Consider the following 26,625-nt stretch of genomic DNA (forward strand, 5'->3'; position numbering starts at 1 on the left):
TCCTGCGGGCAAGGGGCGACTTTGCAAGCTGCTGCCGGCACGGGAATGCGGTGGCCGTGCTGCGGCTGCGGCGCCCCTGCGGGGCGCTGCGCGGCGGTCAGACCAGGGCTTCGTCCAGCACTTCCACCCAGTGGCGCACCGGCACGGCCGTGCCGGCTTGCAGGTGGGTGATGCAGCCGATGTTGGCCGACAGGATGGCGGCGGGCGCACCGCCTTCAAAGGCCTCGTCCAGCGCATCCAGCTTGCGGGTGCGCAGCTGCTGGGAGATATCGGACTGCAGGATGGAATAGGTGCCAGCCGAACCGCAGCACAGGTGCGATTCGGTGCGTGCCGTGCGCAGCTGGAAGCCCAGCTTGCCCAGGTTGGCCTCGACCACGCCCTTGAGCTTTTGCGCATGCTGCAAGGTGCAGGGCGGGTGGTAGGCCATGGGCTGCGCAGGCACCTTGGCACGGCCGGCCAGCTTGTCGGCCAGCTCGGGCAGCAGGGCGGGCAGCAGCTCGCTCAGATCGCGTGCCAGCGCGCTCACGCGCTGGGCCTTGGCCGCATAGGCGCTGTCGTCGCGCAGGGCATGGGCATAGTCCTTGACCATGGCGCCGCAGCCCGAGGCATTGCTGATGATGGCTTCGACTTCGCCGGCTTCCACAGCTGGCCACCAGGCGTCGATGTTGGCGCGCATCTGGTCCCGCGCACTGTCCTGGTCGTTCAGGTGGAACTTCACCGCGCCGCAGCAACCGGCCTTGTCGGCGATCACGGTCTGGATGCCCACGGCATCCAGCACGCGGGCCGTGGCGTAGTTGATGTTGGGCAGCATCGCAGGCTGCACGCAACCCGCCAGCAGCAGCACCTTGCGGGCGTGTGCGCGCGTCGGCCAGACACCGTGTTCCGTTTTGGGCGGCACCTTGGCCTTGATGACCTCCGGCAGCAGCGGGCGCACGGCCTGGCCCAGCTTCATGGCCGGGGCAAACAGCGGCGAGGGGATGCCTTCCTTCAGCGCCCAGCGCTTGAGACGCTCGCCCAGCGGGCGCTGCACCTTCTCGTCCACCACCTTGCGGCCAATGTCCACCAGGTGGCCGTATTGCACGCCGCTGGGGCAGGTGGATTCGCAGTTGCGGCAGGTCAGGCAGCGGTCCAGGTGCTCCTGCGTGGCACGGGTGGGGGTGGCCCCTTCCAGCACCTGCTTGATCAGGTAGATGCGGCCGCGCGGGCCGTCCAGCTCGTCACCCAGCGTCTGGTAGGTGGGGCAGGTGGCGGTGCAAAAGCCGCAGTGCACGCATTTGCGCAGAATGGCCTCGGCCTCCTGGCCTTCGGGCGTGCTGCGGTATTCGGGTGCGAGGTTGGTCTGCATCGTGGTGTCTCGTAATTCTTGTCAGGGCACAGCGTCAGAGCGCAGCGCTGGTGCGTCCGGGGTTGAAGATGCCGGCCGGATCGAAGGCGGTCTTCAGTTGCTGTTGGATGCGCTGCACCGCCGCATTCTGGGGATCGAACAGCGGTTCACCGCTGAGGGGCTGCGCAGCTTCCGCGCTGAACAACAGCGCATCGCCGCCCACCGCACGGGCGGCGGCTTTCAGCGCGGCGCCCGCGCTGCGCGGGGCCTGCACCCAGCGCAGCCCGCCATGCCATTCGACCAGCGGTGCGGCCGTGCCGGCCGGCAGCGCCAGCTCGGGCGCAGTCTGCGGCACGGACAGGCGCCACAAGCAGTGGTCGGCCGCACGCGCGGTGAACCAGGGCAGTTGCAACTCGCGGCAGGCTGCCCAGTCGGCTGCCGTGCTGGCGGCGTCCAGGCGGGTGCCGCCCATGCTGCGGCAGGCCGCATCCACCGCCGCCGTGGCGCCGCGCAGGCGGACGTACAGCGTGCCCGTGCCCCCGTCCTGCAGCCAGCAGCTGGCATTCAACGGCAGGGGCTGGCCGCCCCAGGTGTTCAGCTGTTTCAGGGCATCGGCCTGGGTGATGCCGTCAAAGCGCAGCGTGGCCTCGGCAGGTGCCACCGGCAGCACTTTCAGGCTGACTTCGGTGATCACGCCCAGCGTGCCCCAGCTTCCGGCCATCAGGCGGGACACGTCGTAGCCCGCCACATTCTTCATGACCTGGCCGCCAAAGCGCAGCAGCTCGGCCTTGCCATTCAGGATTTCGATGCCCAGCACATAGTCGCGCACCGCGCCCACGCTGGCACGGGCCGGGCCGGACAGCCCTGCCGCCACCATGCCGCCCACCGTGGCCTCGCGGCCCTCGCGGGCAAAGTGCGGCGGCTCGAAGGCCAGGGCCTGGCCGCGTTCTGCCAGCACCTGCTCCAGCGCTGCCAGCGGCGTGCCGGCACGCACTGTCACCACCAGTTCGCTGGGTTCGTATTCGACGATGCCGTGCAGCGGGCGCACGTCCAGCGCCTCGCCACGCAGTTCAAGGCCGAGGAAATCCTTGCTGCCCCCACCCTGGATGCGCAGGGCTTGCGGGGTAGCGGCTTGGCTGGCGGCGCGCACGCGCTCGATGATCTGGCTCAGTGCTGGTTCCATGGGCAGCGATGGTAGCGGCAGCCCCCCTGGCGCGTGCATGCCGGCCTTGTGATTTTTTTGAACAGCCGGCGTGAAGCGTGCTGGCCGATGGCATGGCAACCGCTGGCGCTACATCTTGGATAGCTGGCGGCGTTTACGTGGATTGAACCCTGACCGCCAAGTCATCCCAAAATCACGCCGTTGCATCTGGAGCCGCTCCTGAAATCGCAGCATACGGATGAAATCCGCCTTGCACGGCCCCGCACCTCCGCCCGTCCGGACGCCGCAGCCATAAAAAAAGCCCGCCAGGGGCGGGCTATGAATCGTCACGTCACTCGCAATGGGAACACCGACCGGGCGGCGGGCACCCCGTGCCCGATCGGGAACCAGCGGCTCAGCGCTGGTAGGCGGACTCGCCGTGGCTGGTGATGTCCAGACCTTCGCGCTCGGCTTCTTCCGAGACACGCAGACCGACCGTGACCTTGCAGATCGCGAAGGCGATCGCTGCCACCACACCGGACCACACCAGGGTCACGACCACGCTCTTGAACTGCACCCACACTTGGTGGGCCATGTTGAAGCCTTCGGGCTCCACGCCACCCAGGCTGGAAGCGCAGAACACACCGGTCAGGATGGCACCCAGGATACCGCCCACGCCGTGGACACCGAACACATCGCAGGTGTCATCGGCCTTGAGCATGCGCTTCAGACCGGACACACCCCACAGGCACAGAGGGCCGGCGATCAGACCCATCACGATGGAACCCATGGGGCCCACGAAACCAGCAGCGGGGGTGATGGTCACCAGACCGGCCACCGCACCCGAGGCAGCGCCCAGCATGGAAGCCTTGCCCTTGTGCAGCGCTTCGGCCACGATCCAGGACACGGCGGCAGCGCCGGTGGCCAGGATGGTGTTGATGAAGGCCAGACCGGCGATGCCGTTGGCGGCGCCTGCAGAGCCGGCGTTGAAACCGAACCAGCCCACCCACAGCAGGGAGGCACCGACCATGGTCAGCGTCAGGCTGTGTGGAGGCAGGGCTTCACGGCCGAAACCGATGCGCTTGCCCACCATGTAGGAACCCACCAGGCCGGCGATAGCGGCGTTGATGTGCACCACGGTGCCGCCGGCGAAGTCCAGTGCGCCGTCCGCAGCCAGCAGACCACCGCCCCAGACCATGTGGGCCATGGGGATGTAGCTGAAGGTGAACCACAGGATGGAGAACAGCATCACTGCCGCGAACTTGATGCGTTCGGCGAAGGCACCCACGATCAGCGACACGGTGATGGCGGCGAAGGTGGACTGGAAGGCCACGAACACGTATTCAGGGATGGTCTTCAGCGCGCTGGACAGCGTGTCCGGCGTGATGCCGGCCAGGAACAGCTTGTCGAAGCCGCCGAAGAACGTGCCTTCACCGCCGAATGTCAGCGAGAAGCCGTAGATGGCCCACAGCACGGTGATGGCCGAGAAGATCACGAACACCTGCGCCAGCACGGACAACATGTTCTTGGAGCGCACCAGGCCGCCGTAGAACAGGGCCAGGCCGGGGATGGTCATCAGGATCACCAGCATGGTGGAGGTCAGCATCCAGGCGGTATCACCGGCGCTGAGGGTGGGAGCGGCTTCGGCAGCAGCGGCTGCAGCCGGGGCGGCGGCCTCGGCCACAGCGGCCACGGCAGGAGCGGCTTCTTGGGCCAGTGCACCGGCGGCTGCGGTCAGCAGACCCAGGCCCAGTGAAAGTGCAGGGAGCGTTTTTTTCATGACTGTCTCTCGCTGAAGGGTGGATATCAAAGGGCTTCTTTACCGGTTTCGCCGGTGCGGATGCGCACCACCTGTTCCAGGTCATAGACGAAGATCTTGCCGTCACCGATCTTGCCGGTGCGGGCTGCGGATTCGATGGCTTCGAGCGCCTGCTCCAGCACCGCGTCGTCCACGGCGGCTTCCAGCTTCACCTTGGGCAGGAAGTCGACCACGTACTCGGCGCCGCGGTACAGCTCGGTGTGGCCCTTCTGGCGGCCAAAGCCCTTCACCTCGGTCACGGTGATGCCCTGCACGCCGATTTGCGAGAGGGCTTCGCGCACCTCGTCCAGCTTGAAGGGTTTGATGATGGCTGAGACCATTTTCATGATTGCGTCCTCCTGAATCGGGTGCTTCGGCGCCCGGAGTTGTAACTCGGTGGCTGGCTGCGGGGCGGCCATGCCGTCTGTCTGTTCGATGCGTACCGACTGTCACAAAGCATGGAGCGTGCCAGCCACAGTTCTCCCAAGCGAGGGCCGAGGCCCACTACAGTGTTACCGAGGGGGACGCGGTCGATCACCCCGTCTATGCACCAAAGCAGTGCAGCCACCACATATCCCGATTTCCGCCACGCACTCGTCTGGGGAGAACACGCCATGGGCCTTGCAAGCGTGCGCAGCCGCGCACTGGTGGGCATGCACGCCCAGCCGATCGAGGTGGAAGTGCATCTGGCCAACGGCCTGCCCTGCCTGACCCTGGTGGGCCTGGCCGATACCGAGGTGAAAGAGGCCCGAGAACGCGTGCGCAGCGCCATCCTGAACGCCGGGCTGGAGTTCCCGCACAGCAAGCGCATCACCGTCAACCTGGCGCCGGCCGATCTGCCCAAGGATTCCGGCCGCTTCGACCTGCCCATTGCCCTGGGCATCCTGGCGGCCAGCGGACAGATCGACCCGGCGCAGCTGGCGCGCTATGAATTTGCGGGCGAACTGTCGCTGTCCGGGGCGCTGCGCCCGGTGCGCGGGGCACTGGCCACCGCCCTGGCCATGCAGCTGCACGGCGAGGGCACGCCTTTGGTGCTGCCCCAGGACAGTGCCCGGGAAGCCGCGCTGGTGCCGGGCACCACGGTCTATGGCGCCGCCCATCTGCTCGAAGTGGTGCGGGCCCTGCAGCCCCGGGCCACCGAGGGCCTGCCGCTGGCCGAGGCCATTGCGCCTGCTGCGGCCCCGGACGGGCCCGACCTGGCCGATGTGCAGGGCCAGGCCAGTGCCAAGCGCGCGCTGGAGATTGCCGCCGCCGGCGGCCACGGCGTGCTGCTGGTGGGGCCCCCGGGCAGTGGCAAATCCATGCTGGCCCAGCGCTTTGCCGGCCTGCTGCCGCCGCTGACCGCGCTGGAGGCCCTGGAAGCGGCGGCCATGGCCAGCCTGGCCGGCCCGTTTGACGCCGGCACCTGGGGCCAGCGCCAGATTGCCGCCCCCCACCATACGGCCAGCGCCGTGGCGCTGGTGGGGGGCGGGTCACCCCCTCGGCCCGGCGCCATCTCCCGCGCCCACCATGGGGTGCTGTTTCTGGACGAGTTTCCGGAGTTCGCCCGGCCGGCGCTGGAGGCGCTGCGCGAGCCGCTGGAGACCGGGCGCATCCAGATCGCCCGCGCCGCACAGCAGGCGGACTTTCCCGCCCGCTTCCAGCTGGTGGCCGCCATGAACCCCTGCCCCTGCGGCCTCCAGGGCAGCCCCCGCTGCCGCTGCACGCCTGATCAGGTGGCGCGCTACCACGCCAAGCTCAGCGGCCCGCTGCTGGATCGCATCGACCTGCAGGTGGAAGTCCCGGCCCTGGCGCCGGCCGAGCTGCTGCAGCGCAGCGAACCCGGCAGCGCCGCTGCGCCCGCCGAGTCCAGCGCCCAGGTACAAGCCCGCGTGGTCCAGGCCCGCCACCTGGCGCTGCAGCGCCAGGGCCACGCCAACCAGTGGCTGGAAGCCGCCACGCTGCAGCAGCACCTGCAGCTGGACGACGCCGCCCAGGCACTGGCCCGCAAAGCCGCCGAACGCCTGGGCTGGTCGGCGCGCGCCACCCACCGCGCGCTCAAGGTGGCACGCACCATCGCCGACCTGGCCGGCAGCCCGGGCATCCAGGCCGCCCATGTGGCCGAAGCCCTGCAGTACCGGCGCGCCATCGTCCGGCCGCACCCCTGAGCCTTTCGCACCAGTTTGGTGCAACGACGCCGCAGAGTGCGCCCACACGGCCTGCCGGTGCGGCGGATTGCCTCCCACTGCGGGCCGATGAACGGTCAAAGAGCGCCATTTGGCGGCAGAACCCGCTGCTTCAGCTCTCCCGCTGGCGCCGCACTAGGCCCACAGGGGTTCGGCCACGGGCGCGGCCACCACCGCCTCCTTCGCCCCCACCACCGGCTCCACCACCTCCTGCAGCAGCTGCGCCATCGCCCGCAGTGCCGGCGACCAGCTGGCCTGCGGCCCGGTGACAAAGCAGGTGTCCACCTGGGCAATCCCGGCCAGTGCCGGCGGCAGCGGGCACCAGTGCACCCCGAAGCGCTGCTGCTGGGCGGCGATCAGGGCCTGGGGCAACAGGGCGTAGCCCATGCCGGCGGCCACACAGCCCAGGATGGCATCCAGCGTGCCCAGCTCCATGATCTGCACGGCGGTGATGCCCTGGCTGGCCAGCAGCAGCTCGATGCGCTGGCGGTAGCTGCAGCCCTGGCGGAAGGCCAGGAAAGGGGTGCTGCCCAGCTGCTCCGGCGTGGGGAAGGCCGCCAGCGGTGCCACGCTGACCAGCACCAGGGTCTCGCGGAACACCGGCCAGCCGGTCAAGCGCGCCTGCGGCGGCAGGCCGGCCACGAAGGCGCAATCGATCTGCCCGGCCAGCAACTCGGCCAGCTGGCTGGCCGTGGGGCCGGTGCGCAGTTCCAGGGCCATGCCCGGGTGCCGCTGGTGCAGCTGCGCCAGCAGCGGCGGCAGGCGCAGCGCGGCCGTGGTTTCCATGCTGCCGATGCGCAGCGCCCCGGGTGCCGCCTGGCGGCCCTGCAGCAGGGCCAGGGCCTCGTCGTGCGCCTGCAGCATCTGCTGGGCATAGCGGCGCAGCAGCCGCCCGGCGGGCGTGGGGTGCACAGGGGCACTGCGTTCCAGCAGCTGGGCGCCGGCCTCGTCTTCCAGCTTCTTGATGTGCGCCGTCACATTGGACTGCACGGTGTGCAGCAGTTGGGCGGCCGCACCGAAGCTACCGGATTCGCACACGGCTTCGAACATGCGCAGGGATTTGAGTTGCATGGCGATCCCATCTGAAAAAAAGATGCAGGCCATCATTTTGAATCATTGGACATGATGACCCCAGTCCCCGTACGCTCTGCACCACTGGCTCCTGGCCGGCACGCGGTGCCGGCTTCTCTCCCTGAAAGCGCCCGCGTGATCCACCGCCACGAACTGCCTTTGTTTTTCACCGGCTTTGCCGCCACGCTCAGCGGCGTGGGCCTGGCCCGTTTTGCCTATACGGCGCTGATGCCGCAGATGGTGCACGCCAGCTGGTTCAGCGGCGAACAGGTGGCCTACCTGGGTGCGGCCAATCTGCTGGGCTATCTGGTGGGCGCGCTGGCCGCCGCGCCGCTGGCAGAGCGCTTTGGCACGCTGCGCGTGCTGGTGGCCTGCTGGCTGGCCGTGGCGTTCAGCTTTGCCGCCTGCGGCCAGGCCCAGCCGATGGCGCTGTTCTTTGTCTGGCGGCTGGTGTCCGGGATTGCCGGTGCGGTGCTGATGGTGCTGGGCCCGTCGGTGGCCATGGCGGCCACCCCGGTGCAGCGCCGTGCGGCACTGGGGCCGCTGATGTTCTGCGGCATCGGCTGCGGCGCACTGCTGTCGGCCACCCTGGTGCCGGCCCTGGCCGCAACCAGCCTGTCCCTGGTGTGGTGGGCGCTGGCGGCGGTGAGCGCGCTGGCAGGCTGGGCAGGCTGGCACCAGGCCCGGCGGCTGCCGGCGCCGGCTCCGCAGGCGCTGTCGCCCCAGGCGGGCGTCCCCCTGCGCAGCGCACCGCTGTGGACGGTGCCGGTGCTGCTGGTGATGCTGGCCTACACCTGTGATGCCTTCGGCTTTGTCCCCCACACGGTGTTCTGGGTGGACTACCTGGCGCGCGAGCTGCACCTGGGTGCGACCTATGCGTCCACCCAATGGGCATTCTTTGGTCTGGGCGCCATCGCCGGGCCGCTGGCGGCCGCGTTCTGCGCCAGCCGCTGGGGCTGGTGGGGCACCACCACCAGCGCCTACGCCATCAAAGCAGCGGCGATTGCGCTGCCGCTGGTGTGGGCCAGCTTTGCCGGCCATGCCACGTCGGCGTTCCTGGTGGGCGCGCTGTCGCCGGGCATGGCGGCCATCACCTCCGGTTACCTGATGCAACTCATCGGCCCGCTGCAACACAAGAAGATGTGGGGCTATGCCACGGCCGCATTTGCACTGATGCAGGCCGTGTCCGGCTACTTCATGGCCTGGATGTATGCAGCCACCGGTGTCTACCAGCCGCTGTTTGCCATTGGCAGCGCCGTGCTGCTGGCCGGCACGGTGATGGTGGTGGCCAGCCGGTGGGCCCGCCCGGTCCCGGTGGCGGCCTGAGTGCACTTTGTTTTTTTGGATCACAAGGATTGGCTATGACCCCCACCCTCCCCGACTGGATGGCCCGCCTGGGCCTGCAGCACCCCCTCATCCAGGCACCCATGGCCGGCACCTCCACCCCGCAGCTGGCCGCCGCCGTCAGCGAGGCCGGCGCGCTGGGCTCGGTGGGCATTGGTGCCTACAGCGTGGACCAGGCCCAGCAGCACATTGCCCAGACCCAGGCGCTGACGCAGCGGCCGGTCAACGTCAACCTGTTCTGCCACCAGCAGGCGGCGGCCGATGCGGAGCGTGAAGCCGCCTGGATCCGCTATCTGGCACCGGAATTTGCCCGCTTTGGCGCGCAGCCGCCCAGCCAGCTGCGCAGCATCTACGCCACCGCCGTGGGCAACGCGCCGCTGCAGTCCATGCTGTTGGCGCAAAAGCCCGCCGTGGTGAGCTTTCATTTCGGCCTGCCGGAGCCGGCTTTCATCGCCGCGCTGCGCGCCGCCGGCATCACCACCCTGGCCTGCGCCACCACGCTGGACGAGGCCTGCCAGATCGAGCAGGCCGGCGTGGACGTGCTGGTGGCCCAGGGCATGGAAGCCGGCGGCCACCGCGGCGCCTTTGTGCCGGAGCAGGACCGGCTGATGGGCACGTTCGCCCTGACCCGCGTGCTGGCCGCCCACTGCAGGCTGCCCGTGGTGGCGGCCGGCGGCATCATGGACGGCAGCGGCATCGCTGCCGCGCTGGAGCTGGGCGCCTGCGCCGTGCAGATGGGCACGGCCTTCATCCTGTGCCCCGAATCGGCCGCCAGCCCCGCCTACCGGACCGAGCTGCAGAGCGAACGGGCCCACCACACGGCCATCACCGCCGCCATCTCCGGCCGCCCGGCGCGCGGCATGGCCAACCGCCTGCACCTGCTGGGCGCCGACTACGCCGGCGATCTGCCCGGCTACCCCATGGTGTACGACGCCGGCAAGGCACTGCACCAGGCCGCCAGCGCCCAGGGCCACAGCGACTATGCGGCCCACTGGGCCGGCCAGGGCGCCCCGCTGGCCCGGGCCCTGCCTGCGGCCACGCTGGTGCAGACCCTGGCACAGGAGCTGGCCCAGGCACGCCAGGCCTGAGCCCTCCCCACCGTCCGGCCCACCCACAGGCCCGCACCGCTGCACCAATGCAGCGGCGTGGCGGCCCGGGCTCGGCCCTGCACGGCAGCGCACCATGGCGGCGGGCAGACCGTTGGCCCGCGCCCCTGCAGTGCGCCACTACACTCGGGCGTTCTGTGTCATTTTGTGAAGTGTTTGCCTGTGTCCGTGTCTGTTCCGGTTTCCCGCCGCCGCTGCCTGTTGGCCGGCGTGGCTGTTTTTTCTGCACTGAACCTGGCCGCTTGCGCCACCGCGCCCACTGAGGCCGAAAGCCAGGATGCGCTGATCCAGCGCTTCTACCGGCTGGTGGCGGACGGTGATTTCGACCGCTGCATCCCCCTGGTCGGGGCCCGCAACATCTCCAAGGAAGCGCTGGCCGGCTTTGAAGACAAGCTGCGCCGCATGCTGGCTGGTGCCAAGGCCAAGATCGATTCCAAAGGCGGCTTGCAACAGGTGGAAATCGTGGAACGCGTGCCCTCCGAAGACGGGCAGTTCACCAAGCTCCGGGTATTGGTGCGCTATGGCGATGGCAACACCCGCCGCGAGCGCATGAATGTGTTCCAGGAAGACGGCGTCTGGAAAGTCCTGCTGTGAGGCCATGGCGGCACTGCGCCGCCCTGCTGCTGGTCGCCGGCATGGGACTGGCAGCCTGCAGCCTGGGCGGGGCGGCACCGCTGCAGCCGATCCTGCCTGCGCTTCCGGCGCAGGCGCAGGCCGGTGATCTGCTGTTCCGCCACGGCACCGAAGCCATCAGCCAGCTGGTGCGCAGCGTGGATGCGGGCGATTTCAGCCATGTCGGACTGCTGGTGGCCCCCGCCTCGCCCTCCGGGCCCTGGCGGGTGGTCCATGCCACGCCATCCGAAAAACCGGGCCAGCCCGATGCCGTGGTGCTGGACACACTGGACTTCTACCTGCACCCGCAGCGCGCCCGCAGCTACCAGCTGTACCGCGTGGCCGCCAGCGCCACGGCCCGCCAGCAGGCCGTGGACTGGGCACTGGGCCAGCAGGGTCGGGCCTTCGATCTGCTGGATGCCGAGCGCGGCCTGTACTGCACCACCCTGGTCTGGCAGGCCTGGCACCATGGCGGTGTGGCGCTGGAGGCCACCTTCACCGAGGTCATGCTGCCCTTGCTCAGCGGCCGCTACCTGCTGCCCGACGGGCTGCGGCGCGCGCCCCAGTTGCAGGCGCTGACCCCCGTGCTGCCGGTGGTGCCGGCGCCATAGCGGCGACGCTGCACCGCACAGCGTCTGCCGCCATGGGCGCCGCAGTTCAGAGGAACATGCCGCCCGAGGCCTCGATGCGCTGGGCATTGATCCAGCCGCAGCCCGGCTGCAGCAGGGCCGCAATGACGCCGCCGATGTCGTCGGGCTGGCCCACACGGCCCAGGGCAGTCTGGCTGGCGACCATGGCGTTGAGCTGGGCGTTGTCCCGCACGGCGCCGCCGCCGAAGTCGGTCTCGATGGCGCCCGGCGCCACCACATTGACGGCAATCCCGCGTGCGCCCAGCTCCTTGGCCATGTAGCGGCTCAGCACCTCGATGCCGCCCTTCATGGCCGCATAGGCGGCGTAGCCCGGCAGGGCGAAACGCGCCAGCCCGGTGGACACATTGAGGATGCGCCCCCCGTCGTTCATCAGCGGCAGCAGCTTCTGGGACAGGAAGAACGTGCCCTTGAGGTGGATGTTGACCAACTCGTCGAACTGCTCCTCCGTCGTCTCCATGAAGCTGGCGTGGATGCCGACGCCGGCGTTGTTCACCAGGAAATCGAAACGTTCGCGCTGCCAGTGCGCCGCCAGCGCGGCCTGCACCTGCAGCGCAAAGGCGGCAAAGTTGCGGCTGTCGGACACATCCAGCGGCAGGGCCACGGCGCGGCGGCCCAGGGCCTCGATGTCCGCGACCACGGCCTGGGCTTCGGCGGTCTGGCTGCGGTAGGTCAGGATCACGTCGGTGCCCGAACGCGCCACCTGCAGGGCGGCATTGCGGCCCAGTCCACGGCTGCCGCCGGTGATCAGTGCAATGGGGGGGGTCGTGGTGGTCAATGCTGTCAAGGCGCTCATCTCAGGCTCCTGCAAAAGGGAAGGTCGATGGCTGGACTTTATTGAATCGCCCCGCTTTAATAAATCACGCAAAATTGATCAGATCGTTCAAATCTGGCGAACAATGAATTCTCTGGAACGCATGCACATCTTCACCCGGGTGGCCGAGCTGGCGAGCTTCACCCAGGCCGCTGCCACCCTGGGCCTGCCCAAGGCCAGCACCTCCACGGCGGTGCAGCAGCTCGAGGCCGAGCTGGGCACACGGCTGCTGCACCGCACGACGCGGCGTGTGCAGCTCACCCAGGACGGCCAGGCCTATTACGAGCGCTGCAAGGACCTGCTAGCCGATGTGGACGAGCTGCAGTCCATGTTCCAGCATGCCGACCGCGGCGGCCTGCAGGGCCGGGTGCGCATCGACATGTCCACGGGCATGGCGCGCAACGTGGTCGTGCCGCAGTTGCCGGCCCTGCTGGACCAGCACCCCGGCCTGAACGTGGAACTGAGCAGCACCGAGCGGCGTGTGGACGTGGTGCGCGAAGGCTTCGACTGCGTGCTGCGCAGCGGTGCCGTGGTCGACCAGAGCCTGGTGGCCCGCCCCCTGGGCATGGCCCGCCTGGCCAACTGCGTGAGCCCGGCCTATGTGCAGCGCTACGGCCGGCCCAGGCACCTGCACGAACTGGACCGCCACCGGCTGGTGCACTTCGTCAACACCCTGGGCGCCGCCTCTGCGGGGTTCGAAGCCGTGGTCGACGGCCGTCTGGTGCAGCGCCCCATGGCGGGGGCGGTCACCGTGAACAATGCCGAGGCCTATGTGTCGGCCTGCCGGGCCGGACTGGGCATCATCCAGGTGCCCCGCCTGGGGGTGGAAGACCTGCTGGCACGGGGCGAACTGCTGGAGGTGCTGCCCTACCACCAGGCCCCGCCCATGGCCCTGACCCTGATGTATGCCACGCGCCGCCACCTGCCGCGCCGGGTCCGGGTGGTCATGGACTGGCTGGCCGCCGTGGTGGCCGCACACCTGGCCGCCGACACGGGCCAAGCACCGGACCGGCCTGCGGACTAGACGCCCAGATACTGCTGGCGCACCGCCGCATCCCCGGCCAGGGCCGCCATGGAGCTGTGGTGCACGATCTGGCCTTTTTCCAGCACATAGGCCCGGTCGGCCACCACTTCGGCAAACGGCAGGTTCTGCTCGCTCAGCAAGATGCCGATGCCCTGGGCCTTGAGCTCCAGGATGGTGCGCGCCATCTGCTCGACGATCAGCGGCGCCACGCCTTCGGATGGCTCGTCCAGCAGCACCAGACAGGGCTGGCCCATCAGCGTGCGCGCGACCGACAGCATCTGCTGTTCACCCCCGCTCATGCGGCCGCCCAGGCGATCGGGCATTTCACCCAGGTTCGGGAACAGTGCAAAAAGCTTTTCAGGTGTCCAGTGCGGCACGGCCGTGCCGTCGGGCCAGGAACGCGGCTTCTGGCGACCGACTTCCAGGTTCTCGCGCACCGTCAGCTCGGTGAAGATGCGCCGGTCTTCCGGCACATAGCCCAGGCCGCGCTGGGCGATCTGGTGCGATGCCTGGTGCGCGATGGTCTCGCCCCTGAAAAGAACTTTTCCTTCGCGGCGCGGCACCAGGGCGGCAATGCTTTTGAGCGTGGTGGATTTGCCCGCACCGTTGCGCCCCATCAAGGCCACCACTTCCCCGCGCCCCACGCTCAGGCCCACGCCGTGCAGGATGTGGGCTGCGCCATACCAGGCGTGCAGGCCGTCCACCTGCAGCAACAGCGGGGCAGAGGGGTCTGTCCTCCCCGCCCCCGGGGTTGCGGCCGAACCGCTGTCCATCGCGCTCATTTCTGTTTCTCCAGCACCAGTCCGGTCCCCAGATAGGCTTGCTGCACCCGGGCATCCGCCCGGATGGCCTGCGGCGTGCCTTCGGCCAGCAGCTGGCCGCGCACCAGCACGGCCACGCGGTCGGCCTGGCCGAACACCACGTCCATGCTGTGCTCGGTGAACAGCACGCCCATGCGCCGCTGCCGGGCGATCTGGCGCGTGAGCTGCATTAGCGCCACGCGCTCGCCGGGCGCCATGCCGGCGGTGGGCTCGTCCATCAGCAGCAGCAGGGGGTTGTGGGCCAGCGCCATGGCCAGCTCCACCCGTTTCACATCGCCATAGGCCAGTTCGCTGCAGGGGCGGTCGGCCTGGGCATCCATGCCCACCTGCGCCAGCAGCGCCAGTGCATCGCTGCGGCGGTGGGCGGTGGCGCGGAGCCACCAGTGGAAGATGCGGCGGTCGGCCGACAGCAGCGCCATCTGCACGTTCTCGGCCACCGTCAGCGTGGCAAAGGTCTGGGCCACCTGGAAGGTGCGACCCACGCCCCGGCGCCACACGGCGCGCGGCGGCAGACCGGTGATGTCCTGGCCGTTGAGCCACACCTGGCCGCTGTCGGGCGCCAACTGGCCGCCCACCATGTTGAAGGTGGTGCTCTTGCCCGCACCGTTGGGGCCGATCAGCGCCAGCAGCTCGCCGGCCTGCAGCGCCAGCGACACGTTCTGCACCGCCTGCACGCCCCCGAAGGCCTTGCTCAGATTCGTGACTTGCAGCAGGTTCATGCGGCAGCTCCCTGGGCCTTGCGCGGCACCAGCCGCGCCCACAGCATCTGCACAAAACCCGACAGGCCCTGCGGAAACAGCAGCACCAGCAGCAGCATGATGCCGCCCAGCAGCGCACGCCAGTACTCGGTGTTGCGCGCCACGGTGTCGTGCAGCCAGGTGAAGGCGGCAGCCCCGACCACGGGGCCGGCCAGCGTCTGCACGCCGCCCAGCAGCACCATCACCAGCGCGTCGACGGATTTGGTGACCGACATGGCATCCGGCGCCACGCCGCCCTTGCTGAACGCAAACAGCGCACCGGCCAGGCCGGCCAGCAGCCCGGCAATGACGAACGCGGTCCACTGCACGCGGCGCACGTCGATGCCGATGGCGTCCGCGCGCAGCGCGGAATCGCGCGCGGCCCGCAGCGCATAGCCCAGCGGGGCAAACAGCATGCGCCGCAGCAGATACAGGCCGGCCGCGCACACCGCCAGCGCCAGCCAGTAGAAGGCCGCCCCCTGCGAGGCCCATTCCGGCGGCCACACGCCCGTGAGGCCGTTGCTGCCGCCGGTGAAGCGGTCCCACTGAAAGACGATAGCCCAGCTGATCTGTGCGAACGCCAGCGTCAGCATGGTCAGGTACACGCCCGACAACCGCACGCAGAACCAGCCGTAGAGCAGCGCCCCGCCGGCTGCCACCAGCGGGCCCAGCAGCAGTGCGGCCGTCATGGGCAGATCCAGCTGGCGCACCAGCAGCGCCGCACCGTAGGCGCCCAGGCCGAAATAGGCCGCATGGCCGAAGGAATGCATGCCGCCCGGGCCCACGATGAAGTGCAGGCTGGCCGCCAGCAGGGCCGCGATGAAGATGTCGGTCAGCAGCACCGTGGCATAGCTGCCGGCGTCCCCGGCGGCCAGTGGAAACAGCACCAGGGCGGCGACCAGGCCCAGCCACGCGGCCGATGCTCCACGGCCAGGGGCCCGCAGCGGCTGTTCGGGTTCCCCGCCGCTGCGGGCCAGGGCCTGGGGCTTGCCCAGCAGGCCCCAGGGGCGCCAGACCAGCACCACGGCCATCACCAGGAATTCGACCACCAGCGTGAGCTTGGAGAACGACACCTCCACGCCGCCAATCTCCTGCACGCCCAGCCAGATGCAGATGGCCTTGAGTTCGGCCACCAACAGCGCGGCAATGAAGGCGCCGGGAATGCTGCCCATGCCGCCCACCACCACCACCACGAAGGCCGCGCCGATGGTCAGCATGTCCATCTCCAGGCTGGCCGGCTCACGCGGCAGCTGCAGCGCACCGCCCAGGCCCGCCAGCAAGGTGCCCAGGGCAAACACCGCCGTGAACAGCCAGGCCTGGTTCACGCCCAGGGCGCCCACCATTTCCCGGTCCTGCGTGGCCGCCCGCACCAGGATGCCGAAGCGGGTTTTGGCCAGCAGCAGGGTCAGGCCCAGCAGCACCAGCGGGCCGACGGCAATCAGCAGCAGGTCATAGGCAGGGAACTGGCGACCCAGGATTTCCACCGAGCCTTCGAAGCCCGCCGCGCGCGGCCCGAACAGCTCTTCCGGCCCCCACAGCCACAGCACGGCATCCTTGATGACCAGCACCAGCGCGAACGTGGCCAGCAGCTGGAACAGCTCGGGCGCCTGGTAGATGCGGCGCAGCAGCAGCATCTCGGTGAGCGCGCCCAGCAGGCCGCAGGCCAGCGGTGCCAGCAGCAGCGCCGGCCAGAAGCCGATGTGCGGCGCCAGGTGCTCGACGCTGCTGAATGCCATGAAGGCCCCCAGCATGAAGAACGATCCGTGGGCGAAATTGATGGTGCGGGTGACGCCGAAGATCAGCGACAGCCCCACCGACACCAGAAACAGCGACGATGCGCTGGCCAGCCCGTTCAGCAACTGGGCCAGCAGGCCGGATGCGCTCATGCCGAGCTCCTCGTTCGCAACATATCTTTCCTGCGGGTGTGAAAAAGCCACCCGGGCGGGCCAGCATGCGCACTGGTCGCCAAGGTGGCTGTCAGCCAAAGACGCAATTATTGCGCGCTGGCGGGGCGGAGCTTCTTGACCGCTTCATCCGAAGGCTGGTAGTCCTTGCCGTCGGCGTAGTAGAAGTCGGTCATGATGCCGCGCTGCATCTTCTGGCTGTAGGTGGTCTTGCCCACGAACGCGCCCATGGTGGACTGGTTGTCCTGGGCCCGGTAGGTGATGGTGCCCCAGGGAGTGTTCACCGGCAGCCCCTTGAAGGCGGCGATCAGCTTTTCGGTGTCGGTGCTGTTGGCCTTCTTGATGCCGGCGGCCAGCGACTGGATGGCGTTGTAGCCCACGATGGTGCCCAGGCGCGGATAGTCCTTGAACTTGGCCTCATAGGCCTTCAGGAAGGCCTGGTGTTCGGGGGTCTGGATGCCGTACCAGGGGTAGCCGGTGACGATCCAGCCCTCGGGGGCTTCCTGGCGCAGTGCGTCCAGGTATTCGGGCTCGCCCGAGAGCAGGCCCACCACGGAACGGTCCTTGAACAGGCCGCGGGTATTGCCTTCGCGCACGAACTTGCCCAGGTCCACCGAGAACAGCACGTTGAAGATGGCATCGGGCTTGGCGTCGGCCAGGGCCTGGACCACCGAGCCGGCGTCGATCTTGCCCAGGGCGGGGGCCTGTTCCGCGACGAATTCGATGTCCGGCTGGGCTTCCTTCATCAGCTTCTTGAAGGTGGCGACTGCCGACTGGCCGTATTCGTAGTTGGGGTAGACGATGGCCCAGCGCTTTTTCTTCAGCTTGACGGCTTCCTTCACCAGCATGGCGGTCTGCATGTAGGTGGAGCCGCGCAGGCGGTAGGTGTAGCGGTTGCCGTTTTCCCAGACCACCTTGTCGGTCAGCGTCTCGGATGCCAGGAAGAAACGCTTCTTCTGGCCTGCGTAGTCGGTCAGCGCCATGCCCACATGCGACAGAAAGCTGCCGGTGAGCACATCGACCTTCTCGCGGGTGTAGAGCTCTTCGGCCGCGCGCACGGCATCACCGGGATTGCCGTTGTCGTCGCGGATGACCAGCTGCACCTTCTTGCCCAGCAGGCCGCCCGAGGCATTGATCTGCTCCACCGCCAGATCCATCCCCTTTTTATAGGGTTCCAGGAAGGCTGGCATGGCTTTGTAGCTATTGATTTCACCGATCTTGAGCACCGCCTGTGCCCAGGCTGGTGCGGCGGCCAGGGTCAGCAACGGCAGGCTCCAGCGCATACACGACCCATAGGATGTGGACATCGTCATTCTCCTTATTACGCATCCATATCAAGACAAGGCCTCGAACTGTACCCTTTTGCCAGCATTTGCCGGACAATATCGCGTTAACCCGATGGTCTGCCCGGCCGCCACAAAGCCTCCACGCCACGCATTGCGATGCGCCAGCCCCCGAAGCTTTCCGCCACCGCCCGCTGGCCCGGCGTCTGTTCGCTGCCCTGCAGCGCCCAGGCATCGCTTTTTCAGACACCACCCATCTTTGCCATCATGAGTGCTTTTCTCGAAGAACGCGTGTTGTCCGTTCACCACTGGACCGACCGCCTTTTCTCCTTCACCACGACGCGGGATACCGCGCTGCGTTTCTCCAACGGCCATTTCACGATGATCGGCCTGAAGGTGAACGGCAAGCCCCTGCTGCGTGCCTATTCCATCGCCAGCCCGAACTACGAGGAACACCTGGAGTTCCTGTCCATCAAGGTGCCGGACGGCCCGCTGACCTCGAAGCTGCAGAACATCCAGGTGGGCGACACCATCATCGTCGGCAAGAAGCCCACGGGCACGCTGCTGATCGACTACCTGCTGCCCGGCAAGAACCTGTACCTGATTGGCACCGGCACCGGCCTGGCACCCTGGCTGGCCGTGGCCCGCGACCCCGAGACCTATGAGCGTTTCGACAACGTGGTCGTGGTGCACGGCGTGCGCCAGGTGGAAGAGCTGGCCTACCAGGAGCTGTTCGAGAAGGAACTGCCCGAGCACGAATTCCTGGGCGACATCGTCCAGGGCAAGCTGCACTACTACCCCACGGTCACGCGCGAGCCCTTCCGCAACCAGGGCCGTATTTCGGACCAGATCAATGCCGGCACCTTCCCGCAGAACCTGGGCCTGCCCGCACTGAACCCGGAAACCGACCGCATCATGCTGTGCGGCAGCCCCGCCATGCTGGCCGAGCTCAAGGAGATGCTGGAAGAGCGCGGCTTCAAGGAAGGCAACACCACCACGCCGGGCGACTTCGTGATCGAACGCGCCTTCGTGGAAAAGTAAGCTCCGCGCCCTGCGCCGAGCCCGGAGCCGCATTCGGCTCCCCCCAGGCCTGCCGTGTGCAGGCCTTTTTTATGCGGCTGCGTCCTGCGGCGCGGCCGCATCGTCGCCGCCATGGGCTGCGTCAATGGTCTGCATATTGCCCAGCAGCTTGAGCAGATAGTGCAGCAGGTGGGCCATGTCCCCCACCGAGAAGTCCGCCAGCGCCTGGCCGTAGTAGCGGCGGATGTGTTCCTGCGCCTCCTGCTGCCAGACATGCTGGCCCCGGTCCGTCATGCGGATCAGGCGCGCACGCCGGTCCTGTGGATCGGCCGCCAACTCCACATGCCCGTCGCGCTCCATGCGCCCCACCAGGCCGGACAGGTTCTGGCGGCTGACCATCAGATAGCGCGCCAGCTCCCCCACCCCCATGCCCGCCTTGGCATCCGGCCGCGACAGCGCGCCCAGCACCGCCCATTGCTGGGTGGTCAGGCCCTGCTGCTCCACCGCACGGCTGCCGGTTTTATGCAACATATTTGCACATTGATACAAGCGGAAGAAGATGCGATTCGCCAGTTCCATCTCGGCTTCTTGCGATATTTTGTTCGGGTTATCCATGGGAATTCTCCTTCACTCCTGGGTTGCCAAGCGCGCATACGCCGCCCAATAATAAGACAATATGTTTACCTAATCGCCATCAAGTGGCCGAAATGCATCGGCCACGGCAAGCAGCTCAGGAGGCTTTATGCAAGGTTTGGCAGGCAAGACCATCATTGTCACCGGGGGCGGGGGCGGCATCGGCAACGCAACATGCGAGCGCCTGGCGCAGGAAGGCGCCCAGGTCGCCGTGCTGGACCGCGACCTGGCGGCGGCCCAGGCCACGGCGCAGCGCATTACCGCCGCAGGGGGCAAGGCACTGGCCGTGGCGGCAGACATCACCCGCCGCAGCGAGGTGGATGCCGCCGTCCAGGCCGTGCACACCGCGTTCGGGCCGGTGGATGTGCTGGTCAACAACGCCGGCTGGGATGTCTTCAAGCCCTTTGCACAGACCGCCCCGGACGAATGGGAGCGGCTGATTGCCATCAACCTGGTGGGGGCACTGCACATGCACCACAGCGTGCTGCCGGACATGGTGGCGCGGCGCGGCGGCCGCATTGTCAACGTGGCCTCCGATGCGGCCCGTGTCGGCTCTTCGGGCGAAGCCGTCTACGCCGCCTGCAAGGGCGGGCTGGTGGCTTTTTCCAAGACCCTGGCACGCGAGCATGCCCGCCACGGCATCACCGTGAACGTGGTCTGCCCCGGCCCCACCGACACCGCCTTGCTAGCCGGGGTGACCGAAGCCGCACCCAACCCGGAGAAGCTGCGCGAGGCCTTCACCAAGGCCATTCCGCTGGGACGCCTGGGCCAGCCCCAGGACCTGGCTGCGGCGATTGCTTTCTTTGCCAGCGATGACGCGGGCTTCATTACCGGCCAGGTGCTCAGCGTGTCCGGCGGATTGACCATGAACGGCTGAGGCCAGGGAGACTGCTATGCAATTCGAAGACATCCTCTACGAGATCCGGAACGGTGTCGCCTGGATCACCATCAACCGCCCCGACAAGATGAACGCGTTTCGCGGCCAGACCTGCGACGAGATCATCCGGGCGCTGAACAAGGCGGGCTATGACCGCGACGTGGGCTGCATCGTACTGGCCGGTGCGGGCGACAAGGCCTTCTGCACCGGTGGCGACCAGTCGGCCCACAACGGCAACTACGACGGGCGCGGCACCATCGGCCTGCCGATGGAAGAGCTGCACACCGCCATCCGCGATGTACCCAAGCCGGTGATTGCCCGCGTGCAGGGCTATGCCATCGGAGGCGGCAATGTGCTGGCCACCATCTGCGATCTGACCATCGTGTCCGACAAGGCCATCCTGGGCCAGGTGGGGCCCAAGATGGGCTCGGTCGACCCCGGCTACGGCACGGCCTTTCTGGCCCGCGTGGTGGGCGAGAAGAAGGCACGCGAGATCTGGTACCTGAACAAGCGCTATTCCGGCCAGGAGGCCGTGGACATGGGGCTGGCCAATATCTGCGTGCCGCACGACCAGCTGGATGCCACGGTGCAGGAGTGGGCCGAGACCATCTGCCAGCGCAGCCCCACGGCCATTGCCATTGCCAAGCGCAGCTTCAACATGGACACGGCCCACCAGGCGGGCATTGCCGGCATGGGCATGTATGCGCTGAAGCTGTACTACGACACCGAAGAGTCGCGCGAAGGGGTGAACGCCCTGAAGGACAAGCGCCAGCCCGATTTCCGCAAATACGCGAAGTAGCCCGCACTCCAAGGAATGGCCATGAACCCCTATCTGGACGATGACCTGCTGACGCTGGCCGAGCATGCCCAGCGCTTTGCCCAGGGCCGTGTGGCTCCGGGTTTCCAGGAGCGGGACCAGACCCGCGTGCTGGACCGTGCGCTGATGCGCGAGATGGGGCAGATGGGCTTCATCGCCCCCGAGCTGCCCGAAGCCGTGGGCGGCCAGGGCATGGGCTGCCTGGCGGCCGGCGTGATCCACGAAGCGATTGCGGCGGCGGATCTGTCCCTCAGCTACATCAATCTGCTGGCCTCGCTGAATGGACAGATCCTGTCCCAGCACGGCGAGCGCAGCGTGGTGCAGCCCTGGCTGGACAAGCTGATCGCCGGCGAAGCCCTGTGTGCGATTGCGCTGACCGAGCCGCGCGGCGGATCGGACGCCGCCAGCCTGCGCCTGCGGGTGGAACGCCAGGGCGACCACTATCTGCTGAATGGCGAGAAGACATCGATCTCGGCCGCCGACCAGTGCGACATTGCCGTGGTGTTCGGGCGCACGGGCACGGTGGAGTCCGGCGCCCATGGCGTGACCGCGCTGCTGGTCCCCATGGACCTGCCCGGCATCACCCGCAACCGCTTCGACTGCCATGGCCAGCGTGCCATCGGCCGGGGTTCGCTGTTCTTCGAGAACGTGCGCGTCCCCGTCGACCACCGGCTGGGGGCGGAAAACAAGGGCTTTGTGCAGGTGATGCAGGGCTTTGACTTTTCCCGCGCGCTGATCGGTCTGCAGGTGCTGTCCGTGGCCCGCACGGCGCTGGACGAAAGCTGGGCCTATGCCGCACAGCGCGAGGCCTTTGGCGCACCGCTGACGGCGTTCCAGGGTGTCAGCCACCCGCTGGCGGATTTCGACACCCAGGTCACCGCCGCGCGGCTGCTGTGCCTGCAGGCGCTGTGGCTCAAGGACCGCCATCTGCCGCACAGCGCCGAGGCCGCGATGTGCAAATGGTGGGCCCCGAAGCTGGCCTATGACGCCATCCACCAGTGCCTGCTGACCCATGGGCATGGCGGCTACGACCGCGGGCTGATGGAGCAGCGCCTGCGCGATGTGCTGGGCTTCCAGATTGGTGACGGCACCGCCCAGATCATGAAGACCATCATTGCGCGCACGCGTGCCGGACGCCAGGCGGTGCCGATCTGACGGCAGCGCGCACCCAGCTTCCCCCCTGGCGCGCAGCACCACGCCCCGTTCTCGCGCCATCCCCTTTGCCTGTGGAGAGCTTCCATGGAATTTGACGCCGTCCTGATCCCCCACCGCCGCGCCCGCAACCTGCAAGCCGGGCACTGGCGCGACCAGACCATCAACGACGCACTGGACCAGGCCGTGCGCGAGCGCCCCCAGCAGCTGGCCCTGACCGCCTGGCGCACAGAAGACGACGCGGTGCGCCGCTTTACCTACGCGGAGCTGGCGCGCATGGCCGACCGCATGGCCGTGGGTTTGCACCGCCTGGGTGTGCGCCGCAACGATGTGGTGGCCTGCCAGCTGCCGAACTGGTGGCAGTTCACGCTGCTGTACCTGGCCTGTGCGCGCATCGGGGCGGTACTGAACCCGCTGATGCCCATCTTCCGGAAACGGGAGCTGCGCTTCATGCTCCAGCATGGCGAGGCCAAGGTCATGGTGGTGCCGCAGCGCTTTCGCAACTTTGACCATGCCGCCATGCTGCGCCAGCTGCGCCCGGAACTGCCGCAGCTGCAGCACCTGCTGGTGGTGGGCGGCACCGGTGCCGAATCGTTCGAAGCGGCGCTGACCGAACCGGCCTGGGAGGACGCCAGCGACGCCGCCGCCATCCTGCACGCCACACGCCCCACGGCCGACGATGTGACGCAACTGATGTACACCTCCGGCACCACCGGTGAGCCCAAGGGCGTGATGCACACCGCCAACACCGTCAGCGCCAACATCTGGGCCTATGCCGAACGCCTGCATCTGGACGCCGAGGATGTGGTGCTGATGGCCTCGCCCATGGCCCACCAGACCGGCTTCATGTACGGACTGATGATGCCCGTCATGCTGGGTGCCCGCGTGGTGCTGCAGGACCTGTGGGATCCCGCCAAGGCAGCGCAGATCATCCGCGACGAGGGGGTGAGCTTCACCATGGCGTCCACCCCCTTCCTCAGCGACCTTGCGCGCGTGGTGGCAGAGTCGGGCCAGCCCGTGCCCACGCTGAAGACCTTTCTGTGCGCCGGCGCACCCATTCCCGGCCCGCTGGTCGAACAGGCGCGCAACGCCCTGGGGGCCAAGATCGTGTCGGCCTGGGGCATGACCGAGAATGGCGCCGTCACCCTGATCCGCCCGGAGGATGCCGACGAACGTGCCGTGCACACCGACGGCCTGCCGCTGCCGGGCGTGGAAATCAAGGTGGTGGACATTGACGGCCGCAGCCTGCCCGCCGGGACCACCGGCCAGCTGTGGCTGCGCGCCTGCTCCAACTTTGGCGGCTACCTGAAGCGCCCGCATCTGAACGGCACCGATGCCGAGGACTGGTTCGACACCGGCGACCAGGCCCGTATCGATGCCCAGGGCTATCTGCGCATCACCGGCCGCAGCAAGGATGTGATCATCCGCGGTGGCGAAAACATTCCCGTGCTGGAAGTGGAGACCCTGCTCTACAAGCACCCTGCGGTGCTGCAGGCCGCGGTGGTGGGCTTTCCCGATGAACGCCTGGGCGAGCGGGCCTGCGCCTTTGTGGTCACCCGCCCCGGACAGCAGCTGGGCTTTGACGACATGGTGGCGTATTTCAAGGCCCAGCAGCTGACCACGCAGTACATCCCCGAACGGCTAGAGGTGCTGCCCGCCATGCCGGCCACGCCCTCCGGAAAGATCCAGAAATTCCGCCTGCGCGAGCAGCTGGTCGCCCTGCTCTCCCCTTCCGCCTAGCCACGGCATCCCCCGCGTCCGGTGGCCCCGCATGGAAAGGGGGCGGACGCGGCGCGCCTGCGCTGTCCCTGGCCGCGCAGGCCCAGAACCCTCTGCACCCACGTGACAGCGCCGCCGACCGGCTTGCCCTAAGGTGGCGCCATGCCCGCCCCCCAGCTGTCCACCACCGCGCCGGAAGACGATCGCCACTTTGTGACGGCGCTGGCGCGCGGGCTGGAAGTGCTGTCCTGCTTTCGCTCCGGCGAAAAGCTGCTGGGCAACCAGGAGATCGCGCAGCGCTGCGGCCTGCCCAAATCCACGGTGTCGCGCCTCACGCGCACGCTCACCATGCTGGGCTACCTGATCCATGTGCCCGATGCCGGCAAGTACCGGCTGGGCACGGCCACGCTGGCCCTGGGCAGCGCCATGCTGACCGGGCTGGACGTGCGCCAGATTGCACGGCCGCTGATGCAGCGCCTGGCCGACTTTGCCCAGGCCGAAATCGCACTGGGCACGCGCGACCGGCACAACATGCTCTACATCGAGCACTGCCCCTGCCCGCAGCCCATCGTCTCGGATCTGGACATGGGCTCGCGCATTCCGCTGGCCACCACCGCCATGGGACGGGCCTGGCTGGCCGCGTGCTCGGCTGCCGACCGGCAGGAAGCGCTGGACTATCTGCAGGCCCACGCCCCCGAGCAGTGGGCAGCGGCGCAGGCCCAGGCACCGCTGTGGCCTGCCGCCAAGGAACGTGCCCAGCCCTGGCTGACCTGCTCCTTCGGCGACTGGCTGCAGCATGTCAACGCCATCGCGCTGGCGTTCTCGCCCGGGCGCGGGCTGCCGCTGATGGTCATCAGCTGCGGCGGGCCCACGCGGCTGGTCTCGCCCGAGTTCCTGATGCAGCGCGCCAAGCCCGAACTGGAGCGCATGGTGCGCCGTCTGCAGCAGGCCATCTACAAGGCTTGAGGCGCCCTTCTTTCTCCCGTCCGTCGCTGCCTGTCCCGCGCAGGACGCACAGTTACCTAGAGGACAGCGCCGCACCGGCGCACGCCCTAGCATGTGCCGTGAATTTCAACGCCTTTTCCCCATTCCTAGAAGGAGACAGTCCATGAGCGTGAAAGCATTGTTTGACCTGACGGGCAAGACCGCCCTGATCACCGGCGGCTCGCGCGGCCTGGGCCTGCAGATGGCCGAAGCCCTGGGCGAGATGGGGGCCAGACTGGCCATCACCGCCCGCAAGGCCGATGAGCTGGCCGAGGCCAAGGCGCATCTGCAGGGCCTGGGCTACGAGGTGGAAACCTTCACCAACGATCTGCAGAAATTCGACAGCATTCCCGGTCTGGTGGACGACGTGCTGGCACGCTGCAAGGACATCGACATTCTGGTCAACAATGCCGGTGCCACCTGGGGTGCCAAGGCCGAAGACTATCCCGACGAAGCCTGGCACAAGGTGATGAACCTGAACGTCAACGCACCATTCTTTCTGACCCGCGAAGTGGGCAAGCGCGTGATGATTCCCAAGGGCCGCGGCAATGTGATCATCACCGCCTCGGTCGCCGCCTTCAAGGGCACGCCGCCCGGCATGAACACCGTGGCCTACAACACCTCCAAGGCCGCGGCCGTGCACCTGGCCAAGGTGCTGGCATCGGAGTGGGGACCCTATGGCATCCGCGTCAATTCGATCTGCCCGGGCTTCTTCCCCAGCAAGCTGGCCAACGGCCTGATCGACAAGATCGGCGACGCCATCATCGCGCGCGCGCCGCTGCGCCGCATCGGCAACGAAGAGGACCTGAAGGGTGCCGTGGCCTATCTGGCCTCCGACGCCTCGCGCCATATGACGGGCCAGGCCCTGGTGATCGACGGCGGCGCCAGCCTGTTCTGATCCGCGCAGCGCCTGTTCCTCGCAGGCGTTTGCACCGCTCCTTTGCAGCAGCTCCTACCGGGAGCTGTTGTTGTTTTCATGGGTGCACATAGACACCCTGGCTTCCGCCATCCTAGCGACAGGGGCGCCATCGCCGCGACCCCATCAGGGCGCTGCATTTCCCCGTCCACGAGGGACGAAAAAACGCACCAGAAGGTGCGTTTTTTCGATGGCACGGGTGCCGCAGAAAACGGTCCCCGCCGGTCCGCAGACCGGCTGGCGGTACCGCTGCGGCGTGCGGTTTACTTGACGGTGGAAACGGCTTCGATCTTGCCGTCCTTCACTGCCGCGCCGCGTTCCGTGGTCAGGGTGCCGCCCTTGTCGTCCACGCCCATCACGCCACCGGGGTTCACATCGGGGGCCAGTGCCTTGTAGGCATCGTTGAGCTTGGCGTGGATGGCCTTGGCATCGCTGTAGGTGCCGGCCAGCTGCATGGCCTTGGCCGTGGCGTGCACGGCGGTGTAGTTCCACTGCGCTTCCGAGCCCGGCACGCGGCCCGGGAACATCTGGCCAAAGCGCTTGACGAAGGCCTGGTTGGCCGGCTTGGTATCTTCGGACACCGGCATCACGCCGATGGCGCCTTCCAGCGTGGCATAGCCGCCGACCACGCGGGACATTTCATCCAGCTTGGCCTGGTCCATGATGATGAAGCCGCCCTTGAAACCCAGCTCGCGCGCCTGCTTGACCACCAGGGC

25 protein-coding genes are annotated in these 26,625 nt (G+C 68.0%); 13 read left to right on the plus strand and 12 right to left on the minus strand.

Annotated elements, in window-relative coordinates; all coding sequences use genetic code 11:
• Positions 1-97: 97 nt before the first annotated feature.
• From glcF to QM470_RS16160, 4 genes are all read right to left on the minus strand, one after another.
• Positions 98-1,345 (minus strand): glycolate oxidase subunit GlcF, encoded by a 1,248-nt coding sequence (glcF, locus tag QM470_RS16145; RefSeq protein ID WP_280012198.1) that lies wholly within the window; start codon positions 1,343-1,345, stop codon positions 98-100.
• A 34-nt stretch (positions 1,346-1,379) separates the two neighbouring features.
• Positions 1,380-2,507 carry a glycolate oxidase subunit GlcE gene (glcE, locus tag QM470_RS16150; protein ID WP_283339953.1) on the minus strand — a complete coding sequence of 376 codons (1,128 nt, stop codon included), beginning with the start codon at positions 2,505-2,507 and terminating at the stop codon, positions 1,380-1,382.
• Between the two features lie 373 nt (positions 2,508-2,880).
• The gene (locus QM470_RS16155) at positions 2,881-4,245 is read right to left on the minus strand and encodes an ammonium transporter (protein ID WP_272970584.1); all 1,365 of its coding nucleotides are present in this window, start codon (positions 4,243-4,245) and stop codon (positions 2,881-2,883) included.
• Positions 4,246-4,271: 26 nt separating this feature from the next.
• Complete coding sequence (locus QM470_RS16160) at positions 4,272-4,610, minus strand: P-II family nitrogen regulator (RefSeq protein ID WP_066538759.1); 339 nt, start codon at positions 4,608-4,610, stop codon at positions 4,272-4,274.
• A 267-nt stretch (positions 4,611-4,877) separates the two neighbouring features.
• On the opposite strand from QM470_RS16160, the gene QM470_RS16165 reads away from it, so the two are divergent.
• Positions 4,878-6,410 carry a YifB family Mg chelatase-like AAA ATPase gene (locus QM470_RS16165; protein WP_283339954.1) on the plus strand — a complete coding sequence of 511 codons (1,533 nt, stop codon included), beginning with the start codon at positions 4,878-4,880 and terminating at the stop codon, positions 6,408-6,410.
• A 153-nt stretch (positions 6,411-6,563) separates the two neighbouring features.
• Here QM470_RS16165 and QM470_RS16170 read toward each other — a convergent pair whose 3' ends face one another.
• The gene (locus QM470_RS16170) at positions 6,564-7,499 is read right to left on the minus strand and encodes a LysR substrate-binding domain-containing protein (RefSeq protein ID WP_283339955.1); all 936 of its coding nucleotides are present in this window, start codon (positions 7,497-7,499) and stop codon (positions 6,564-6,566) included.
• A 51-nt stretch (positions 7,500-7,550) separates the two neighbouring features.
• Here QM470_RS16170 and QM470_RS16175 point away from each other — a divergent pair, with 51 nt between their 5' ends.
• The 4 genes from QM470_RS16175 to QM470_RS16190 all read left to right on the plus strand — a co-directional run bounded on the left by QM470_RS16175 (position 7,551) and on the right by QM470_RS16190 (position 11,172).
• Positions 7,551-8,825, plus strand: a complete 1,275-nt coding sequence (locus QM470_RS16175; protein ID WP_283339956.1) for a YbfB/YjiJ family MFS transporter — start codon at positions 7,551-7,553, stop codon at positions 8,823-8,825.
• Positions 8,826-8,860: 35 nt separating this feature from the next.
• The gene (locus QM470_RS16180; protein ID WP_283339957.1) at positions 8,861-9,931 is read left to right on the plus strand and encodes an NAD(P)H-dependent flavin oxidoreductase; all 1,071 of its coding nucleotides are present in this window, start codon (positions 8,861-8,863) and stop codon (positions 9,929-9,931) included.
• 228 nt (positions 9,932-10,159) lie between these two features.
• Positions 10,160-10,543 carry a DUF4878 domain-containing protein gene (locus tag QM470_RS16185; RefSeq protein WP_227657845.1) on the plus strand — a complete coding sequence of 128 codons (384 nt, stop codon included), beginning with the start codon at positions 10,160-10,162 and terminating at the stop codon, positions 10,541-10,543.
• On the plus strand, positions 10,540-11,172 hold the full coding sequence (locus tag QM470_RS16190) for a YiiX/YebB-like N1pC/P60 family cysteine hydrolase (protein WP_283339958.1): 633 nt from the start codon (positions 10,540-10,542) through the stop codon (positions 11,170-11,172). Before QM470_RS16185 ends, QM470_RS16190 begins: the two co-directional genes overlap by 4 nt.
• Before the next feature lie 46 nt (positions 11,173-11,218).
• On the opposite strand, the gene QM470_RS16195 is transcribed toward QM470_RS16190, so the two are convergent.
• Positions 11,219-12,004, minus strand: a complete 786-nt coding sequence (locus QM470_RS16195) for an SDR family NAD(P)-dependent oxidoreductase (protein ID WP_283339959.1) — start codon at positions 12,002-12,004, stop codon at positions 11,219-11,221.
• 103 nt (positions 12,005-12,107) lie between these two features.
• On the opposite strand from QM470_RS16195, the gene QM470_RS16200 reads away from it, so the two are divergent.
• Positions 12,108-13,046 carry a LysR family transcriptional regulator gene (locus QM470_RS16200; RefSeq protein WP_283339961.1) on the plus strand — a complete coding sequence of 313 codons (939 nt, stop codon included), beginning with the start codon at positions 12,108-12,110 and terminating at the stop codon, positions 13,044-13,046.
• Here the strand turns inward: QM470_RS16200 and QM470_RS16205 are convergent.
• From QM470_RS16205 to QM470_RS16220, 4 genes are all read right to left on the minus strand, one after another.
• On the minus strand, positions 13,043-13,819 hold the full coding sequence (locus QM470_RS16205) for an ABC transporter ATP-binding protein (RefSeq protein ID WP_283339977.1): 777 nt from the start codon (positions 13,817-13,819) through the stop codon (positions 13,043-13,045). The genes QM470_RS16200 and QM470_RS16205 overlap by 4 nt on opposite strands.
• 5 nt (positions 13,820-13,824) lie before the next feature.
• Positions 13,825-14,586: an ABC transporter ATP-binding protein gene (locus QM470_RS16210; RefSeq protein ID WP_283339962.1), complete on the minus strand. Its 762-nt coding sequence runs from the start codon at positions 14,584-14,586 to the stop codon at positions 13,825-13,827.
• Positions 14,583-16,490: an ABC transporter permease gene (locus tag QM470_RS16215; RefSeq protein ID WP_283339963.1), complete on the minus strand. Its 1,908-nt coding sequence runs from the start codon at positions 16,488-16,490 to the stop codon at positions 14,583-14,585. Before QM470_RS16215 ends, QM470_RS16210 begins: the two co-directional genes overlap by 4 nt.
• Positions 16,491-16,597: 107 nt before the next feature.
• Positions 16,598-17,791, minus strand: coding sequence for an ABC transporter substrate-binding protein (locus tag QM470_RS16220; protein ID WP_280012692.1), 1,194 nt, complete (start codon positions 17,789-17,791; stop codon positions 16,598-16,600).
• 267 nt (positions 17,792-18,058) lie between these two features.
• Between QM470_RS16220 and QM470_RS16225 the strand changes: the two genes are divergently transcribed.
• The gene (locus QM470_RS16225) at positions 18,059-18,832 is read left to right on the plus strand and encodes a ferredoxin--NADP reductase (RefSeq protein ID WP_066538910.1); all 774 of its coding nucleotides are present in this window, start codon (positions 18,059-18,061) and stop codon (positions 18,830-18,832) included.
• A 69-nt stretch (positions 18,833-18,901) separates the two neighbouring features.
• Here the strand turns inward: QM470_RS16225 and QM470_RS16230 are convergent, their stop codons facing one another.
• A complete protein-coding gene (locus QM470_RS16230) occupies positions 18,902-19,426 on the minus strand; it encodes a MarR family winged helix-turn-helix transcriptional regulator (protein WP_283339964.1) in 525 nt (174 codons plus the stop codon).
• Between the two features lie 127 nt (positions 19,427-19,553).
• Here QM470_RS16230 and badH point away from each other — a divergent pair, with 127 nt between their 5' ends.
• From badH to QM470_RS16260, 6 genes are all read left to right on the plus strand, one after another.
• Positions 19,554-20,321, plus strand: coding sequence for a 2-hydroxycyclohexanecarboxyl-CoA dehydrogenase (gene badH, locus QM470_RS16235; protein WP_280012642.1), 768 nt, complete (start codon positions 19,554-19,556; stop codon positions 20,319-20,321).
• Positions 20,322-20,337: 16 nt separating this feature from the next.
• Complete coding sequence (gene badI / locus QM470_RS16240) at positions 20,338-21,120, plus strand: 2-ketocyclohexanecarboxyl-CoA hydrolase (protein ID WP_066538694.1); 783 nt, start codon at positions 20,338-20,340, stop codon at positions 21,118-21,120.
• Positions 21,121-21,141: 21 nt separating this feature from the next.
• Positions 21,142-22,293, plus strand: a complete 1,152-nt coding sequence (aliB, locus tag QM470_RS16245; RefSeq protein WP_280012643.1) for a cyclohexanecarboxyl-CoA dehydrogenase — start codon at positions 21,142-21,144, stop codon at positions 22,291-22,293.
• An 84-nt stretch (positions 22,294-22,377) separates the two neighbouring features.
• Positions 22,378-24,030 carry a cyclohexanecarboxylate-CoA ligase gene (aliA, locus tag QM470_RS16250; RefSeq protein ID WP_283339967.1) on the plus strand — a complete coding sequence of 551 codons (1,653 nt, stop codon included), beginning with the start codon at positions 22,378-22,380 and terminating at the stop codon, positions 24,028-24,030.
• Positions 24,031-24,171: 141 nt separating this feature from the next.
• The gene (locus tag QM470_RS16255; RefSeq protein ID WP_280012646.1) at positions 24,172-24,975 is read left to right on the plus strand and encodes an IclR family transcriptional regulator; all 804 of its coding nucleotides are present in this window, start codon (positions 24,172-24,174) and stop codon (positions 24,973-24,975) included.
• Between the two features lie 142 nt (positions 24,976-25,117).
• Entirely contained in the window at positions 25,118-25,891 is a 774-nt protein-coding gene (locus QM470_RS16260) for an SDR family oxidoreductase (protein ID WP_066538686.1), read from the plus strand.
• 281 nt (positions 25,892-26,172) lie between these two features.
• On the opposite strand, the gene QM470_RS16265 is transcribed toward QM470_RS16260, so the two are convergent.
• Positions 26,173-26,625 (minus strand): ABC transporter substrate-binding protein (locus QM470_RS16265; RefSeq protein WP_283339968.1); only part of this gene is annotated, 453 nt, incomplete at its 5' end.

This window comes from Comamonas sp. 17RB, from assembly GCF_030056555.1.
Classification (GTDB): domain Bacteria; phylum Pseudomonadota; class Gammaproteobacteria; order Burkholderiales; family Burkholderiaceae_C; genus Comamonas; species Comamonas terrigena.